14 protein-coding genes and 1 pseudogene are annotated in these 18839 nt (G+C 46.9%); 7 read left to right on the top strand and 8 right to left on the bottom strand.

From position 1 onward, the window contains the following. Window positions 1–117: 117 nt before the first annotated feature. Together recC and AACV20_RS03725 are read right to left on the bottom strand one after the other, a co-directional pair. The gene (gene recC / locus AACV20_RS03730) at window positions 118–3561 is read right to left on the bottom strand and encodes an exodeoxyribonuclease V subunit gamma (RefSeq protein ID WP_170906908.1); all 3444 of its coding nucleotides are present in this window, start codon (window positions 3559–3561) and stop codon (window positions 118–120) included. A gap of 98 nt (window positions 3562–3659) precedes the next feature. Then, window positions 3660–4676: a TDT family transporter gene (locus tag AACV20_RS03725; protein ID WP_013856149.1), complete on the bottom strand. Its 1017-nt coding sequence runs from the start codon at window positions 4674–4676 to the stop codon at window positions 3660–3662. A gap of 117 nt (window positions 4677–4793) precedes the next feature. Here AACV20_RS03725 and AACV20_RS03720 point away from each other — a divergent pair, with 117 nt between their 5' ends. The 3 genes from AACV20_RS03720 to dapD all read left to right on the top strand — a co-directional run bounded on the left by AACV20_RS03720 (window position 4794) and on the right by dapD (window position 7364). After that, window positions 4794–5687 (top strand): LysR family transcriptional regulator, encoded by an 894-nt coding sequence (locus AACV20_RS03720; protein WP_013856148.1) that lies wholly within the window; start codon window positions 4794–4796, stop codon window positions 5685–5687. A 97-nt stretch (window positions 5688–5784) separates the two neighbouring features. Continuing rightward, window positions 5785–6084 carry a YebG family protein gene (locus AACV20_RS03715; protein WP_010318120.1) on the top strand — a complete coding sequence of 100 codons (300 nt, stop codon included), beginning with the start codon at window positions 5785–5787 and terminating at the stop codon, window positions 6082–6084. Between the two features lie 248 nt (window positions 6085–6332). Next, window positions 6333–7364, top strand: coding sequence for a 2,3,4,5-tetrahydropyridine-2,6-dicarboxylate N-succinyltransferase (gene dapD / locus AACV20_RS03710; RefSeq protein WP_170906907.1), 1032 nt, complete (start codon window positions 6333–6335; stop codon window positions 7362–7364). Window positions 7365–7484: 120 nt separating this feature from the next. Here dapD and AACV20_RS03705 read toward each other — a convergent pair whose 3' ends face one another. Further along, window positions 7485–8669 carry an NnrS family protein gene (locus tag AACV20_RS03705; RefSeq protein ID WP_170906906.1) on the bottom strand — a complete coding sequence of 395 codons (1185 nt, stop codon included), beginning with the start codon at window positions 8667–8669 and terminating at the stop codon, window positions 7485–7487. 179 nt (window positions 8670–8848) lie between these two features. After that, on the bottom strand, window positions 8849–9982 hold the full coding sequence (locus AACV20_RS03700; RefSeq protein ID WP_170906905.1) for a GNAT family N-acetyltransferase/peptidase C39 family protein: 1134 nt from the start codon (window positions 9980–9982) through the stop codon (window positions 8849–8851). Window positions 9983–10052: 70 nt separating this feature from the next. Here AACV20_RS03700 and AACV20_RS03695 point away from each other — a divergent pair, with 70 nt between their 5' ends. The 4 genes from AACV20_RS03695 (at window position 10053) to AACV20_RS03680 (ending at window position 14229) form a co-directional block, all read left to right on the top strand. Further along, window positions 10053–11504 carry a RimK family protein gene (locus AACV20_RS03695; protein WP_017046561.1) on the top strand — a complete coding sequence of 484 codons (1452 nt, stop codon included), beginning with the start codon at window positions 10053–10055 and terminating at the stop codon, window positions 11502–11504. Window positions 11505–11570: 66 nt separating this feature from the next. Beyond that, window positions 11571–12512: a zinc transporter ZntB gene (locus tag AACV20_RS03690; protein ID WP_017046560.1), complete on the top strand. Its 942-nt coding sequence runs from the start codon at window positions 11571–11573 to the stop codon at window positions 12510–12512. 10 nt (window positions 12513–12522) lie between these two features. After that, window positions 12523–13074 (top strand): gamma-glutamylcyclotransferase family protein, encoded by a 552-nt coding sequence (locus tag AACV20_RS03685; protein ID WP_170907019.1) that lies wholly within the window; start codon window positions 12523–12525, stop codon window positions 13072–13074. Between the two features lie 156 nt (window positions 13075–13230). After that, complete coding sequence (locus AACV20_RS03680) at window positions 13231–14229, top strand: substrate-binding domain-containing protein (protein WP_026027964.1); 999 nt, start codon at window positions 13231–13233, stop codon at window positions 14227–14229. A 69-nt stretch (window positions 14230–14298) separates the two neighbouring features. Here the strand turns inward: AACV20_RS03680 and galM are convergent, their stop codons facing one another. The 4 genes and pseudogenes from galM to galE all read right to left on the bottom strand — a co-directional run bounded on the left by galM (window position 14299) and on the right by galE (window position 18825). Further along, window positions 14299–15333, bottom strand: coding sequence for a galactose-1-epimerase (gene galM / locus AACV20_RS03675; protein WP_249929738.1), 1035 nt, complete (start codon window positions 15331–15333; stop codon window positions 14299–14301). Window positions 15334–15366: 33 nt separating this feature from the next. Then, a pseudogene (gene galK / locus AACV20_RS03670) lies at window positions 15367–16515 on the bottom strand (galactokinase); the annotation flags it as partial. A gap of 189 nt (window positions 16516–16704) precedes the next feature. Beyond that, window positions 16705–17757: a UDP-glucose--hexose-1-phosphate uridylyltransferase gene (locus AACV20_RS03665; protein ID WP_170906904.1), complete on the bottom strand. Its 1053-nt coding sequence runs from the start codon at window positions 17755–17757 to the stop codon at window positions 16705–16707. Window positions 17758–17811: 54 nt separating this feature from the next. After that, on the bottom strand, window positions 17812–18825 hold the full coding sequence (gene galE / locus AACV20_RS03660; RefSeq protein ID WP_170906903.1) for a UDP-glucose 4-epimerase GalE: 1014 nt from the start codon (window positions 18823–18825) through the stop codon (window positions 17812–17814). Between the last annotated feature and the right edge of the window lie 14 nt (window positions 18826–18839).

Here is an 18839-nt window from a genome sequence, read left to right as displayed (position 1 = left end):
TCACGATGATGCGAACCAACCAAATCATGGTCCCTCTGACCTGTGGCCGTACAGAAAACGCCCTACACAATAATGATTGACTGGCGGCCACTCTACTTTCCAAGCAGTTATCCATCGCTAAACATCCTGCGCCACTTGAACCCACAATCGTGGCCCTTGCATCACCAACGTGGCCAATAAACGCACCTGCTCAGCTAAGGCTTCATTCCACTGCGGCCAAATACGCGCGATGTAAACATTGCTTCCTTCACCGTGGCTCATGTAACTTTCATTAAAGCTATCGGCCATTTTCTTGAGCGATTTATCGCGATCATCAACCCATTGACCACGGCTGAAGCCAGCTTCCACACAGGCTAACGCGGTTTTTGGAAAGTAAGCGAGCGGCGCTGTCATACCTTGATAAAACAAACCCACCAGTTCTGCGAGCAACGCTTTGGCTTGTTCGGTATCGGGCATGGGCGGATAAATAAAATGCTGCACACCTTCTTTACGATCGTAGCCCATCAAATGAGTAGGTTGACTTTCGCCCATCGCCGCTAGTGAGAGATGATCAATCCACGCAGCTAAATAGTCCTGCGCGCGAATCGAACCACTGCGGTAGCGCACTAAACCGGATTGATAGCGCTTAGTCAGCCACCCCGTCAGTTGTACGTTTTTGCCTTCACCAAACAATTCAAATCGCAGATCGATCTCTTGGTCATCAAGTGGCGAATGGCATAAGAAAGTGATTCTTTGCGCCAATTCTTGTGCTTGCACGCGATTAGTTTCAAATTCCAAGGCTCCAAAAGCACCAATCGGTAACTTTCCTTGCGCGCGCTGCTGGTCAATGAATTTCTCAAGGGCATGCGGTGAATTGGGTTGATCAAGCAGCAACTCTAGTAGTTCATCGCGTAACTGGTAGCTCTCCAAGCCATTTAAGGCAAAGGGTTCATCATCTTCCATGACCGGTAACGGAGGCTCGAACGTCACTTTGAGGCGATGGTTAAAGAAATATTGCACAGGCAAACGCCAAAACCGTTGCAGCTCAACCAGATCTAAACTGACAGGAAAGCTTGCCCCTTGTAAATAATCGCTCAGGGCGAGATTAAACTCACCACTGGCTCGCCCTTGCCGACTGGCGGCCGGTAGCCACTCTTTGGCATAGCTACCGGTTTTACTCAAAAAAGCATTAGGGCTAAAAGGCACCATGGCGTGAGTGGTCGTTAAAGCACAGGCTAAATTTTTGGCCGATTGATCGCTGCCAAGCGCTTCATCCCCGACCAAACAGTAATTTTGTTGGCAATACTCTAAAAGCTCAGAGACCAACACCGAAGGAACGCGTTCGGTATTATCTTGAATTGAGCGCCCGACGTAGCTGATGTACAAGGTTTGCTGCGCCGAGAGCATCGCTTCTAAGAACAAATAGCGGTCATCGTCACGCCGCGAGCGATCGCCAGCGCGGGTGCGACCGTTCATCAAATCAAACCCTTCGGCTGGCATAGTACGCGGGTAAACGCCATCGTTCATTCCTAGTAAACAAACGGTTTTAAAAGGGATGGAACGCATTGGCATTAAAGTACAGAAATTGACTTGTCCCGCCAGAAAACGCTGGCTGATGCGCGTACCTGACAATTTGTTTTGCAAATATTGAGTAATAATACTTGGCGCAAGTGCTTGCTCATAACCGGCCTCGGCCAGTTGATCTTTTAACTGCGACAAGGTGTCGCGAATCGACTTGAGTGCGAGCTCCCCTTCCAGCTCAACCTTGAAAAAAGCGCCAAGCATCTCACCGAGCAAGCGACGCCACTCGTCCACGCTTTGGGTTTGCGCTAACTGCTCTCGGTAATGGCTCACTTGCTGAATAAAGTGCGCTAATTTACCCGCCAATTCAGCGTTCATGCCTTGCACTTCATTATAAGGCGCGAGCGTCACTTCGCCTTGCGTAAATAAACCCGCTGAGGCAGGCATGGCATAACCAAGTAACATGCGCTCAATCCCGAACTGCCAAGTATTTTGTTCGGTCTGCGGCAACTCAAATTGTTGCGCGGTGCTAGCATTAAGCCCCCAGCGAATACCTGACTCTTCTACCCACAATTTGGCTTGCGCAAAGTCTTGCTCATTAAGCTCAAATTTTGCCATCATCGCAGGAGTTTCAAGCAGCTCTAATAACTCTGATGCTAGGCAGCGAGAATCGGGCAAATGCACTAATTGCATAAATGCCGCTAAGATCGGGCTCTCTTGATCTGCCGTACGGTCTGAAATGGAGTAAGGAATAAAGCGCTCACCCGGCGCGTTACCAAATACTGCCGCAATGGCTGGGCTGTAGGCATTGATGTCCGCCACCATCACAATAATATCGCGCGGTTTCAGTTCAGGGTCAGCATCAAACATTGCCAACAATTGATCGTGCAACACTTCCACTTCTCGCATCGGGCTATGGCAAGCATGAAGAGTGAGCGATGGATCATCCAAAGCAATCACTTGTTTGTGGTCGCTACTGTCCAGTTGACTATCATCTCGATGCTCTTGCAAATGTAAAATGTCGGCCTGCAACTGATGCAATAAGTTATCGCGTGGCAGATCAATAAAAAATTCGTGCTCTTCATTTTCCGTTTGGGAGAGTAAAAAAAGATTATCGCGCCCAAGTTTCCCCATCGAGGCTAATAACTCATTGCCAACCGCAGCTTCGGTATGCAATTCATCCACGAGGTTAGCTTCAATGTCGCCTTTAAGCGGCGAGCGTTGCCCTTCAAACTGAATCTCATCACCTTGTAAGGCGAACGTTTTACGTTGCTGACTGTGCAGTCTGGCGAGCGTTTTTCTATCTCGAAGATCGCCCCAATAATGCTGACAAGGGTTGGTAAACATCAAGTGAACATCAATCTGCTCGCCCAACGCTTTGAGTGCATCCATATAACGAGGCGGCAGTGATGAAATACCGAAAATAAACAAACGTTTGGGCAGTTTGGTTAAATCAACCGAGCCACGCGCAAGCTGATCAATAAAACTTTGATAGAGATTGGCACGATGGTAGTGCGACTGGCCTTGATCTAGCGTGTATTGATATAAGGCTTGCCATAATATCGGCTGCCATGGATGCTCATCGCCAATCTCGCTCACATCATCGCCCGCCTCCCACTTGGCAATCCAGTCGGGGCGGTAGACTAAATAACCATCAAAAATATCGGCAATTTTCTCGGCCAACTGATAGAGCTTGGAATGGTCATCATCCTGTTCAAGATAACGCTGCAGAGGAGCAAAGGGGTCGAGCGTGAGCAAGGTTGGCAACAGATGCATCAGTTTCCACGTCATCGCTTCTTTGTTAAAAGCACTGCGCTTAGGCACATCAGGTAGCACTTTAGTGAACATGTCCCAGATAAAGGTCGCCGGTAGAGGAAACTCAAGGTTCGCCGCCACACCGAGCTCTTTCGCTAAGGCCATTTTGAGCCATTGCGACATCCCCGGGCTTTGCACCAAGATCTGCTCTTTCTCAAAGGGGTTGGCTAACGGTGCACTTTTGATCAAATGCACGAGTAGGATCTTTAAGGTATCGACTTTATTGGAATGGTAGACAGTAAACAAAATGCACTCACGCTTTTCTTGTCACAATAAGGACTGAGATTAGCATAAGTGCATTCTATACTTGAGAATTTTATGTTTTGAATTGCCTAAACTGCAGGCTATTTCATTTCACAGTTCAATGCGTGTTCATCTTGCTCTTCTAGCTCATTCATGCTGCTGAGTAGCACGCGATGAGGTTGATAGAAATTTAAGTAACGAATAGCAACATAACCCACCACAATAGTTGCCACAATCAACTCTAACCCAGCTAACCAATGCACTTGCTGTACATACTCAGCACTCACCCCAACGGTTTCCATCCAATGTGTGAGTTTAAATAGCGCCGTTGCACCAATCACCATTGGGAAGGTAAACGCTGCGTAGCCTGGGCTAAAAGGCAAGCGTAATAATTTAAAGAAAGCTAAGTAGATAATCGTTGTCATTAACACGGCAATACCAAATAAAATGCCGATAATCACTGGCGATGGGTTAGCCGTGACAGTTAAGTAACCAGCCAATGAGAGGCTCGCTGGTGCCGCCAAAATAGCCATGGTTGGTTTTGCTGCATCTGGTACTTCATGTGTGAACATGAAACGGTAAATCATCATCGGCAGCATCACCGCATAAGCGACTAAACCGAACATCATGGTTGCATTTGCGATTGGTGCAAGTGCTGGGTTTCCAGAAAACGCCACGTCGGCCACAATAATACCCACAGGTGGAACGAACCAACTTGGCACCATGTGGTGAAGTTCAAAAGACTGCGCACGATGGTACAAAAAACTGACCAAGAAGATGATGTGTAAACCCACAGCAAATAGCCATAACGCATCACCGGCCATTGGGTAAAAATGGCCTAATGAATTGGAAACCACCATTGTGCCCATCGCAAAAGTAGGCACAACACTGCCCACGACCGGATGAGCGAGATCTTGGCGTAATAAGTGGCCATGAAAGAGAAATTTAAACGCAAGAACCACCAGCAACACGCTGGCAATAACGGCTCCACTTAATTGGCCATAACCTTGTAATGGTGCAAAGTTTTCCCAACTCCAACCCAAGCTTGCGATGCCTAGAGCTAAACCCGCCATAGGGGTTGGCGCACCCATAACTTTCGCTTTTGCTGCTCGAATCATATTGACCTCTCATCAGAACTAACAAAGTAGTTGTTCAATGTCGCTATCATACGCTTGCCTTTTGTTCTGATATATCTAAATATATAGAACACACGTTCAGATTAATTAAACAAAATTATGGCTGCCAATATTTCTCTTAAGCAATTGAAAGTATTCACTTCGATTACGCAACACAAAACCTTGACCCAAGCTGCAGAGGCGCTGTTTTTGTCAAAAGCGGCCGTGAGCATGTCACTGTCTGAACTGGAAAAACAGCTTGGGCATGCGCTGTTCGATAGGGTCAATAACCGTTTAATCCTCAATCAAGAGGGACAAAAACTGTTGCCGCTCGCCGATGAACTGCTAAGCCGTGCGAGCAACATCAACCAACTGTTTGACAGTGAGCAAACCCTCGCAGGCCAATTGCGCATTGGTACCAGTGATACGATTGGCAACCATGTTGCGCCTTATCTACTCAGTCAATTTCGCCAGCAAACCCAACACATCTCGCAAAGTTTGTTTATTTCCAACTCGGCGCTGATTTGCCAAAAGTTGGTCGATTACGAACTGGATCTTGCGTTAATTGAAGGAAAAACACTGCACCCAGAGCTGATTTCAACGCCTTTTTCACACGATGAAATGTGTATTATTTGCGCACCCGAACATCCACTCACAATGATAAATCAGCTCACCCTCAATGATTTCGAACAGAGCCAATGGGTATTGCGCGAAGCGGGTTCTGGCTCGCGAGAGTTTTTCTTACGGGCTATCGCACCACGACTTGAGCAGTGGCATGAAGCCTTTGAATTGAATACCACTGAAGCCTTAATCAACAGTGTTTCGGCAGGGTTAGGTTTGGGTTGTTTATCCACCCTTGCTGCGCATTCAGCATTGCAAGATGGCCGGGTTAAAAGACTCGATGTTCCGCTGGACATGAAACGCCGTTTCTGGCTATTGGTGCATAAAGAAAAATACCAAAGCCCACTGCTCAAACACTTTATTGAATTTTGTTATCAATGGAACAAAGAGTAGCCATCCATCTCTCACTTTTTCCTGCTCACCTAGACTTCATGGTTTAAAAACTGTATAAACAGCCAGTAGAATTAATGACTAAGTTAGAGGATTAACCATGGCTGTAATCGTCAAGTACGTGGTGGAACGCAACGGAGAAGAAAAGATGACTTTTACCTCTAAAGCAGACGCTGACGCTTATGACAAAATGCTCGATATGGCAGATGAGCTTTTCGAACTGTTAGGGAAAAGTGAGTTGCTAGAAGATGAAGCCAAGCAAGAAGCTTTGGCGATGTTCTTAGCGCAAAATAAAGAAGAAGTGCTTTACGCACTTGGCGCAAAGCGCAAGCCTGCACCGGCTAAGCCTAAAAAAGCCAAAGCGGTAAAAGACGAAGCACCAGAAGAAGATGCAGCTTAAGGCGATTAAACGCTTAACTTAAGATGATAGAACGTGAAAAGACCGCTGCTTCGTCAGCGGTTTTATATTTCTGTCTAAAGAAATACATCGCTAAAAAGACAAAAGGTATCGTTTTACGGACTTTCTCCCCTTTTACCCTTTCCTACCCCTGCCTCACTCTTTATGATGCTTGATAAATCGAGTGCGCCGCAATGATGCTCAACCTACGCTGGCGAGCGCATCAATAGTGACAACATGGAGATATCAAGATGGCTTACTTTGCACTTGCCTTTGGCACGGCAACCAAAAACCGTGATGGAAAAATTATTGAAGCGTTTTTTCCAGCGCCAATTCTCAACCCAAGTGACGCGCTAGTGAGCGAGCTTGCTCAAGTCTCTGATTATGGCGAAGGCAACCAGTATATCGACATTTCAACCGAGCAAAGCGCCCAACTCGCCGCGATATTTGCTCAACATGATCAGGCTAACAATGCCAGTTTTGCCGATAAAGCCGCTAACGCCTCACAATCACTGGTGCTGGTTATTTTAGCTTCCGACGAACAGCCCCAATCAGTCGCTGAAGGCTTTTTGAAGCTACAACTGATTTCACACCGTTTAGTGAAACCACACGGTACTGTGCTTGATGGTATTTTTGGCCTGCTGCACAACATCGCATGGACCAATGAAGGTCCTATCGATCTACCTGAACTAGCAGATCGTCAAATTGAAGCTCGCCTTGCAGGCCGAGCTTTAACGGTAGATTGTGTCGATAAATTCCCGAAAATGGTTGATTACATTGTCCCAGCGGGCATCCGTATTGCGGATACCTCGCGCGTTCGCCTTGGTGCGCACGTGGGCGAAGGTACCACTGTGATGCATGAAGGTTTTATCAACTTCAACGCTGGTACAACAGGCGTGAGCATGGTTGAAGGGCGTATTTCTGCTGGTGTAGTTGTTGGTAATGGATCGGACATCGGCGGTGGCGCTTCTATCATGGGTACGCTTTCTGGCGGCGGTAAGGTCGTGGTCTCTATCGGTGAAAACTCACTGCTTGGCGCAAATGCAGGCTTAGGTTTCCCACTCGGCGATCGCTGCACGATAGAATCAGGTTTGTATGTAACTGCTGGCACTAAAGTGCGTATGCTCGATAACCAAGGCCAAGAAGTGGAAATCGTCAAAGCACGTGATTTAGCTGGTGTATCGGATCTACTTTTCCGTCGCAACTCGATCACTGGTCAAATTGAGTGTTTAGCCAATAAATCAGCCGTTGAACTGAACAGCATGCTGCACAGCCATAACTGATCCAGTTTTTCTGATAAAAAGGCTTGGCGATGTGCCAAGCCTTTTTCTTTTGCGCGCTTTCTACTCCTAGGCTACTTTCTACTTTTTTATTTTGCTACTTCCACGTGACGAGCCAAACCGTTATCCCGGGTGGCCATCGACTCTCAGCGTCAGTAACATCGTGCCGAATTTCCACACAAACAGAGTAAAAGCCAATATCCAGAGTGCGGCGCTGATATTCACCATCAAAAAGAGTTGTGCTGGGAAAAACGCCACACCGAGGCTGCGTACCAATGCCGACATCATCAAAGCCGCAAACGCAATACTCATTTTAGGCCCTTGATAAATCGCCCTGCCGGTATGCCCCATGGTCACGCGTGCAATCATCGATAAAATCAAGCCTGAGATGGCTCCAATGGCAAAGAGATGGATCAGGTTATGAGTGACATATACATCATCAATCAACCCGCGCAGTAATAAGCTCAAAGGAATACAGGCATACGCGACGTGCAGCGACCAAACCAGAGGCTCACTCAATGTTAGCCATGGTTTCCAACGCATCCAACGTACCCACTGCGCTAACCCAGCCAGTAACATGATAGGCTGACCAATCTGCACCATCGTCAGCGGGAAGAAACTCAAAATAAACAAGGCCGCAATGGGCGCATTGGCTAACCAATCGAGCCATACCCATGGCTGTGCTTTTTCAAAGTTAAAACGCCTTGCGCTGAAGAAAGGGATCACACGTGCTCCCATGACCGATAGCAACAATGTGAACCACCACAACATCGCCTGCCATACCGCCGCCGAGCTAAAGGGCGGCATTCCTTTAATGGTGGCATAACTCGCAAAGTTCGCGCCGATCGCTAAAATAAACAGCGGTACAAAAAAGAGATTTTTCCAGCCTTTCGCTTGCACTACTCGGCAGCCAATTTCATAGGCTGAAGCGGCCAAAAAAAGCGCTTCGACGGAAGAGATGACCCACAAAGGTGTCGGCGTCCACAATAAGATTCGAGGCGCTAGCCACAAGGCGACTAACACGGCTAAGCGATAATGTTTAGTGCCATTAATGCCAGTCCAGTTCTGTACGGCAGTCAATAGAAAACCGACCACAATTGCCATAGCAAAACCAAACAGCATTTCATGTACATGCCACCACAGCGCAGGAACTTGCAATGTCGATGGCTGACCGGTTTGAAACATCCAGACCCATAACGTCACCGCTAAAACGGCATATACGCTACCAAGTAGGAAAAAGGGACGAAAACCAAGGCGCAACCAAGCGGGTATGCGTTGTTCTACTTTTATATCGGTAATATTGAGCACTGTGACCTCTTACGGCGGTGGTGGATATCATGACAGACGACCAACACCACAAGCACAATTCAAGCCAATAAAAATACCAAATAAAAACAACGCAATAAGAAACATCACTCAAAAAAAGAGTCATAACAACTCAAGAAAAAACAGTCATTATGACTCAATGAATTCACTTAAACTCTATCTTAACCAGTGGTTACACCAATAGCAGTGGTTACACGCATAGCACTGCGGTTCAAGCTAATCACCACACAAGCCGTCTGTTTTTGTTTACCAAAACCGATGATTTGTGACAGCGCTTTTTTGCCGACCGGAATGAAGGCAGAAGCCATCGCATCCGCTTCTGTTTCTGCATGTGGATCGTGAATGAAGAAGAATTTATCGCTCATACCACTGAGTACGATCCAATGCGGCTCTTTCTTACCATCGAAACGATAAGTGCTGATGAGTAGCAGCACACATGATCCTTCCGTCACCCACGCTTCCAGTTGCTCTTGACTCGGTGGTGCATCAATCATCGCCACATCTTGATGAGTAAGCTGCTCACAAAAATCAAGATGAACCAATTCGATAACTTGTTTTTTATTGGCATCTCGCACGCTATCAATAAAAGGCGTGCTTTTGGATTGGCTCCACAGCTCCACATGATAACCGCGTCGACTAGCAGCCAATGCCAACCCTTGGCCGCTGCACCCACCGTGCCCCGCCGCCATAAAAATCGTTGTCGCTTCTCGCCACAGTTGCAGCTCAGCGGTACGACTCGGCTCAAACGATTTAGACAAGCAAGAAAAGCTCATCAGCAAGCATGCCGCACCGCAAGTAAATGGCGTAGTCTGAACATAAAGTGGCATTGGCAATTGCACCTTAGGCCCTTGTGGCGACAAGCGTTTTTGCATCCGGCGTCCATTACACAAATCATCGTAATAATGGATAAGAAATTTCAGGGTTTTATAGCCCATTTTTTCATATAAATTTATCGCTGCCGTATTGTCTTCACGCACTTCTAATCGTAATGTAGTGGCACCTTGATCAAGAGCAGCACGCTCGCATTGCTCGACCAAATTTTGAGCAATCCTCCGGCCTCTGAAATCAGGTTTTACGGCAATCGAATACAACCTTGATAGCTGTGTACCTTGATGAAATAGTAGCAATGCATATCCAGCCAGCTCTGTGCCGGTATCGGCCACAAACAACACCGCTTGGTTGGAATGTAAAAAACGCTTCATTTGACGTGGAGAGATTTTATCTCCGTCAAACAGCTGTTGTTCTAACGCATTAAGAGCAGTGAGATCAGCACTTTTCGCAAGACGAAAGTCCATACGACGTCCTTAAGTGGTTGGCAAGATTGCGGCTCAATATTATTCCTATTGATTAAGGAAAAGAATAGCAATGGCAAACCTTTTGATCGTGACCGACCAGTCCAGTGACTGGCAACAATATTTCCCTTCAGAGCAAGTGGTAAGTGTAGACCAATACCTCAACAGTAATGGCACCCATACTCATCGCAGCCTGCAAGTGGTCAACCTGTGTCGCGATTATGGCTACATGAGCAGCGGCTATTACTGCTCGCTGATGGCAGAGGCACGCGGCCACCGCGTTATCCCTCGAGTGATGGCAATCAACGACATCAATCAACCCTTTTTACTCTCTTCTGGCTTATTGAAACTCAATAAACTGTGCGCCCAAACCGATTTTATACAGTGCAAAATTTATTTTGGCCGCACCGCAGAGAAAGGCTTGGATAAACTGGCTCGCCGCCTGTTTGAACAGTTTATGGTGCCCGTTATTGAGTTGGAAATGAACCGCGTTCAAGGGCAGTGGCAAATCAGCAAAATTGGCCCTTTCCCATTCCAAGATTTGAACGACCAAGAGCAAGATTTCTTCGTCGAATCATTAGAACTGTTTTCAACCAAAGTTTGGCGTAAACCGAAGCAAGAGAAAAAGTACCGTTACGATATTGCCATGCTGGTGGACGAAGAAGAGAAAATGCCACCTTCTGATCCCTCAGCATTAAAACGTTTTCGCCGCGCCGCAAACCGTTTAGGAGTCAACCTAGAAACCATTTCACCGGATGACTTATCGCGTTTGGGTGAATTTGATGGCTTGTTTATTCGCGCCACCACGAACATCAGTAATTACACTTACCGCTTTGCAAAAACGGCTGAGAAAATGGGCTTGGTGGTGATGGATGATTCTGAATCGATCATGAAATGCACCAATAAAGTGTTCTTAACTGAGTTGTTGCAACGCAACAAAGTGCCTGCGCCAAAAGGCGTGATTTTGCAAAGTTTTGATGAGCAATGGAAAAGCAATGTCATGCAGGAGTTGAGCTTTCCCATGGTATTAAAAATTCCAGATGGCGCATTTTCACGTGGCGTGGTCAAAGTACGCGACGAGCAAGAGCTGGAACGCGAAGCCGGCGCACTGTTTGAAAAAAGTGCTCTGATTTTGGCACAAGCCTTCATGCCAACTGACTTTGACTGGCGCATCGGTGTAATGAACCGCCAAGCCATCTTCGCCTGCAAATACATGATGAGCCGCGGCCACTGGCAAATTTATCAACATCACAACAGTGGCCGAGTCTCTTCTGGCGGCTTTGAAACCTTGGATTTAAAACAAGTACCTAAAAACGTGGTTGATGTTGCCTTAAAAGCGTCAAACCTTATCGGCAGTGGCCTGTACGGCGTTGACTTGAAAGAGATTGATGGCCAAGTTTATGTAATTGAAGTGAATGATAACCCTAGTATTGATCACCAAGTTGAGGATGCGTTTTTAGGCGATCTTCTTTACGATAGGATCATGACTGAGTTTCTGCGCCGTATTCAAATGCGCGGCTTCTGATCTCAATTGGTATAATCTACTGCTCCTCAATGCAGAGTCATTGAGGAGCAAGTTATAAGGATATTCATGGAATTTTTGATCGACCAGTGGCATTTTTCTGCATCCGCTCCGCAGCAAAAACTCAATAGTGCTTCACTGATTGAAGCCGGGAATTGGTATCACTGCCAACGCGATATTCCCGGTTTAAAAGAGTGGTTGCTGCAGTATCAGATCCCCACTTCAATTGTCGACAGCCTCTTAGCAGAGGACACTCGCCCACTGTTTGAGCAATACGATGATGATAACTTTTTACTGATTTTGCGTGGCGTCAACATGAACGACAACGCCAACCCAGAAGATATGTTGAGCGTTCGCATTCTCTATTTCAATGGCGCGCTATTTTCAACCCGAAAAATCCCGTCAAAAGCCGTCAATGTAATCCGTGACCTACTGCAGGCCGGGCAAGGCCCGCAAACCCTTTCAGATGTACTCGTGCAGATCATTGATGGTTTAAACAAAAACATCGATAACTACTTAAACAGCATTGAAGCGAAAATCACCCAATACGATAACGAGATTGAACTCAGTGACGAGCTGATGCAGACGCATAAAGCGCTGCTCAAAATCAAACGTTTTATCAAACCTCAGCAATACGCCATCGATGATTTCAGTGATTCCAAAGTCTCGCTGGCAAATGATAAAAACTTGCGTCTGCGCCACAGCGTTAACACCATCACGCGCATTAATGAAACCCTCGATTTTTACCTTGGTGAGCTCGAACTGATCAAAGGGGAATTACGTCAATATCATGCAGAGAAGATGAACCAAAACACCTATTTATTCTCGGTGATTGCGGCGATCTTTCTACCAACAAGCTTTTTAACTGGCTTACTTGGGGTTAATGTCGGCGGTATTCCCGGCACTGAATCCCCCGTTGCTTTTGCTCTCTTTTGCATCGCACTGGTTGGTATTTTTGGTTTAGAGTTTTGGATTTTGCATCGGTTACGTTTTTTCAATAAGGAGTCGTAATTCACTGATGATGTATATTTTTGGTTATGGCAGCTTGATCAACTCCGCTTCTCGCCAGTTAACAGGGCAAACAGGAAGAGCTATTCCCGTGGTCGCGCATGGTTTAGTTCGTTACTGGGGAAAAATTGATGAGAGCTACATATTGTCACCTTTGGTGGTGAATGAAGGACAAGGGCAAGTCAACGGCGTACTGCTGGAGATCGATGAAACCGCTTTGGCAGAATTTGACCGTCGAGAACGTGGTTATGAGCGAGTGCCCCTCAACGCTAATCAAATCGAGAGTAATGACGCTTTTAACCTCCAATGGCCGATTTGGGTTTATGTCAAAGAGGCACCAGAACCTCCCTGCGAGCGAAGCCCTATCGTACAAACCTATGTCGATACCGTGCTGGCTGGTTGTTTAGAGTTTTCAGAAACCTTTGCGCGCCATTTTGTTGAGCACACGGTAGGCTGGCAACATCCGCTGATTAACGATCGCCTCGCGCCGAAATACGGTAATTTAGCAGGGGTAGAACCCTGTCATCATGCGATCATTGATGAGCTGATGGCTACGGTCCGTTAGCGCCTTAGCTTTTATCCCAATTTTAAACGTTTACATTAATTAGAAGCCTTGATTTACCTGTATAGAAAGTCGTAATTATCACATTGATTGCATTGTTCGTTTGCCTTATTTACACCACCATTGTTAAATACAGCGAGCAATAGCAAGAGGTGTAATATGGCTACCATAAAAGATGTAGCTCGCGAAGCCGGTGTGTCAGTGGCAACGGTTTCACGAGTCATCAATAAATCCCCTAAAGCGAGTAAAACATCGATTGAAGCGGTCACCGCCGCAATGAGTTTACTTGGTTATCGGCCTAACGCCGCCGCACGAGCTTTAGTCAGCCAAAGTACCGACACCATAGGCGTGCTAGTCAGTGACGTTTCCGATCCTTTTTTTGGCATGCTCGTGAAAGCGGTCGATAATGTGGCTCATGACAATGGCAAGCATCTGTTGATTGGCAATGGTTATCACCGTGCTGAAGAAGAGCGCCAAGCAATTGAACTGTTGATCAACAGCCGCTGTGACGCTTTGGTGATTCACTCGAAAGGTTTATCGGATCAAGAATTGATCGACTACGCTGCCGAAGTGAAATCGATGGTATTGATCAATCGTCATATCCCGCAACTGGCTAACCGCTGCATCTCATTGGATAACTACAAAGGTGCTTATTTGGCGACTGAATTTTTGATCCGCCACGGTCATAAAAAAATCGCTTGTATTGGCTCTTCTCATTCGATTGAAGACGCTACAGATCGCGTAGCTGGTTATCAAGCCGCGTTGAAAGATCACGGTATTGAGATCGCTCCTAATTACATCGAGTTGGCCGAACCACACAGCGAAGGTGGCGAGCAAGCGATGACTCACTTGCTGATCCGTTCGATCGACATGACTGCCGTGGTCGCCTACAACGATAATATGGCAGCGGGCGCGTTAAATGTGCTTGAGGAGAATGGTGTAAAAAGCCCTGAGCAAATTTCAGTGATCGGCTTTGATGATGCGTTGATCGCACGCTACATTCGCCCAAGGCTCACCACCATCCGCTACCCAATCGAGATGATGGCTGAAAAAGCCGCTAAACTGGCACTCCAATTAGCCCGTGGCGAAACGATAGAAAAAGAACCGATGATTTTCTCACCGACTTTGGTGCGTCGAGATTCGGTAGAAAAAATCTGACGCACTCAGGTTACACTTTCACTCGCCACTTTGGGCATCAATACTCAACATCTAAGCGACGCACCTACCTTAAACGTCAAATTGGTAAATGGTAATATGAGTATATTCTTGCCCTGGCAGAGTAATACTGCTGGGTTGCTGCCATTCGGTATGATTGGGAGCATCCGGCAAGTATTGAGTTTCTAATGCGACCCCCGCATAGCCTTGATAAACCCCACCGCGCCGATTGGGCGTCCCCAATAGCCAGTTTCCACTATAAAGTTGTATGGCTGGCTTAGTCGTAAATACGCTCATGGTTACCTTTGCATCTGGTGATTTCAGTTGCGCGGCGCACACGGTTAAATCAGTTTTGTCGGGCAATAAATAACTGTGATCATACCCTTTGCTTGCTTGTTGCTGCTCATCTTTGAGTAAGTCACGACCTATTGATTTTGCAACGCGAAAATCAAAGGCCGTGTCGATGACAGATTTTGGCCCTGACAATGGGATTCCATGTGGATCTGTGGGTAAAAATTGATCGGCTTTTATAAAGAGTGAATGATCTAAAATCGTATGATCACTCTCTGCGCCTAGCAAATTAAAATAGGCGTGGTTGGTTAAATTAAGCGGCGTTGGTTTATCTGTGGTCGCTAAATAGCGGAGGATCAATTGATTCTGATCGTTCAGTTCATAGCTCACGGCAATGTCAACATTACCGGGAAAACCTTGGTCACCATCCGATGAATGGATTGAAAACGTCACTTGTTGAGCACTTTTGTGAGCAATAGTCCAACGACGCTGATCTAACCCTTCAAGACCGCCATGCAAACTATTTCCAGCTTGGTTAGTCGTCACTTGATAGCGTTGATCATTTAATTCAAATTGGCCTTTAGCGATCCGGTTGGCATAACGTCCCACAGTGACGCCCAGATAGCTTTGTTGTTTCTGGAAGTCGCTCATGGTGGAAACACCCAGCAGAACTTCTCTGCGTTTCCCATCCTTAAGCGCCAACTCACAACTGAGCCATGTTGCGCCAATATCCATTAATACTACGCGGCTACCAATGCGGTTAGTCAAACTGACAAGTTGTGCCGGGCGGCCATCATAGGCTACTTGCTGAGTCATAGTGTGAACAAGTGAAGATGTGCAGCAAGCCGCCACTAGACCAGCGCCCTCTTTTGCTTGGCAGACGTAAATCGACGCTTTGAGGCCAGTCGCCACTTCATATTTCTCATCGACAGCCGCTTTCACTGCATCAACCAATGTCGGTGGGACAAGTGCCACAATACAGCCACCAAAGCCGCCCCCAGTCATACGCACACCGCCTTGGTCACCAATCACCTCTTTGATGATATCAACCAAGGTATCAATCTCTTTGACCGTAATTTCAAAATCATCACGCATCGATGCGTGCGATTGAGCCATCAGCTCGCCCATGCGCTTCATGTCGTGGGCTCGCAGCGCTTGGGCCGCTTCAACAGTACGGTCATTTTCAGTAATGATGTGACGAGCACGTTTAGCCACCAACTCATCAAGCTCAGAAACTTTTTGGTTAAACTGTTCAATGCTTACATCACGCAGCGCTTTGACGCCAAAAATACGCGCAGCCTCTTCACACTGCTGACGGCGGGTGTTGTATTCGCTATCCACCAAGCCGCGTTTTTTATTGGAGTTGACGATCACGACTGCCATCTCTTCTGGCATTGAAACCGCTTGTGTTTCTAGGCTACGGCAATCTAAAAGTAGCGCGTGGTTTTCACGACCTTGCGCCGAAATCATTTGATCCATAATACCGCAATTACAGCCGACAAATTCGTTCTCGGCCTGTTGACCATTTAGTGCAATTTCCGCTTGAGAAATATCCAGTTGATAAAGTTCTTTAAAGGTTTGACCGATCACGACCTCAAGCGCAGCCGAAGAGCTAAGCCCCGCTCCCTGTGGAACATTACCGCTGACAGTAATATCCGCCCCAGTAAACGAGTACCCACGCGCAAGCAAACATTTCACCACGCCGCGAATGTAGTTCGCCCACATTTTGTCTTGTTGGAAAGTAATCTCTTGGGTGAGGTCAAACTCATCAAGTGCATTGCCATAATCAACAGATACGATGCGGACTAAATTATCTTCACGCTTGGCAGCCGCTACCACGGTTTGATAGTTAATTGCGCAGGGGAGCACAAAACCGTCGTTATAGTCGGTGTGCTCACCAATCAAATTTACACGGCCTGGCGCTTGGATGATATGACTAGGCGCGTAGCCCAACACTTGCTCAAAAGACGCTCTCACATTTTGGATTAAATCAAACATTTGCATTCCTAAACTCATAAACTGGTTTTCATTTCTCATTAACCACTTAGCGCTATGAAAAAAACTTTGTTAAGCCCAAGTCGTTGGAGGTGCAGCGAGGTGATAAGTAAATTCAGCCAATGAACATAGATTACCTATGTTCTTAGGGTGCGTTTACGCAGCAACAAGGCTACAACTGCACAGATGACGTTACTGCTCTTTGTAGTGAACATCACTTAGCTCGCGCAGACGCTGCGCCGCTTGTTCTGCGGTTAAATCTCGTTGGCTTTCAGCCAACATTTCATAACCCACCATAAACTTACGAATCGAGGCACTGCGCAGCAGTGGTGGGTAGAACAGTGCATGCAGTTGCCAATGGTCAATGTTCGTACCCTCTTCAAAGAAAGGCGCGTAATGCCAGCCCATAGAATAAGGGAAAGAACATTGGAACAGGTTGTCGTAACGGCTGGTCAGTTTTTTAATCGCAACGGCGAGATCGTCACGTTGCGCATCACTCAACTCACTCATGCGACGGATATGCGTTTTTGGCAGCAACATGGTTTCAAATGGCCATGCAGCCCAGTAAGGCACAACAGCCACCCAATGCTCTGTTTCCAGCACAATGCGTGAGCCATCTTTCAGCTCAGCTTGCACATAATCCACCAGCAGGTTACTACCCTGTTGTTGGTAATACGCTTTTAGGTTGTGCTCCTTGCGTTCAATTTCATTGGGTAAGAAGCTATTAGCCCAAATTTGGCCGTGTGGGTGAGGCTGGGAACAACCCATGGTTTCGCCTTTGTTCTCAAATGCTTGCACCCAAACGTACTCTTTACCTAACTCTTCGATTTGATCGTTCCACGTATCAATCACGCTGCGAATGTTGCCCACGGGTAACTCTGGCAGAGTTTTACTGTGATCTGGAGAGAAACAAATCACTCGGCTCAAACCACGCACACCTTGAGTTTTGAATAGAGGGCTATCGGACTCCGATGCATCTGGCGAATCTACCATCAGTGCTGCGAAGTCGTTGTTGAATACGTACGTACCTTGGTAGTCTGGGTTGACATCACCAGAAATACGCTCGTTTGTCGGACAAAGAAAACACTTCTCATCATAACTTGGCAGTTCATCTACCGCTGGCTTTTCATCAGCCCCGCTCCAAGGGCGTTTAGCGCGATGTGGTGAGACTAAAATCCACTGCCCCGTGAGTGGGTTGTAGCGACGATGTGGATGATCCACTGGGTTAAATTTAACATTCGACATATTGCTTACTCAATTATGCTATTTGATAGTCCGGCGCGTCACGCCGGATAAAAACTAGTACCCTTGCGGGTTATTGGATTGCCAATGCCATGTATCAGCAGCCATTTCATTGATACTGCGCGTCGCCTTCCAAGCCAGATCTCGCTCCGCTTTTGTGGTACTAGCCCAACACTCGGCAATATCACCCGGGCGTCGTGAGCAAATCTCATAAGCAATAGGAACACCACTTGCTTGAGCAAAGGCTGAAACTATCTCTAACACACTCGATCCGTTACCCGATCCAAGGTTGTAAATATGCCTTCCCGCTTTCATCGCAACCGTATTTAAAGCGGCCAAATGGCCATCGGCTAGATCCATCACATGAATGTAATCACGCACACCCGTACCATCCGGTGTGGGGTAGTCGCTACCAAATATGGATAACTTCTCGCGGCGACCTACCGCAACTTGGGCAATAAACGGCATCAGATTATTCGGCACACCTTGCGGGTCTTCGCCCATAGTGCCCGAAGGGTGAGCCCCCACAGGGTTGAAGTAACGCAGTAAGGTCACACTCCAATCTGGCTCAGCAACCACTAAATCCGATAGGCACTGCTCAATCATATATTTGCTACGACCGTAAGGATTGGTGGTTGATCCGGTTGGAGAATCTTCAGTTATCGGCACGATTTCAGGATCGCCATACACTGTCGCCGATGAACTGAATACAATACTTTTCACTCCAGCTTTACGCATACTGCGCGCTAGCACCAACGAACCATTGACGTTATTGTCATAATATTCGAGCGGTTTTATCACGGATTCACCGACGGCTTTTAAACCTGCGAAATGAATCACAGCATCAATATTATGTTCAGCAAATACCTTATCGAGAAAGGCCTCATCACGGATATCACCATGATAAAACACGGGCGTTTTATCTGTCAGTGCATGGATACGGCTTAATACTTCAATCTTCGCGTTAGATAAGTTGTCAACGATAATGGGGTCGATACCCGCTTGTATCATTTGTACACAGGTATGACTTCCGATATAGCCCATGCCGCCCGTCACTAATACTTTCACCATACTCTCCTATTGGG

The sequence above is a fragment of the Vibrio sp. B4-6 genome, assembly GCF_963888245.1.
Taxonomy (GTDB): Bacteria; Pseudomonadota; Gammaproteobacteria; order Enterobacterales; family Vibrionaceae; genus Vibrio; species Vibrio anguillarum.
This window is presented reverse-complemented; position numbering and strand designations above follow the sequence as displayed.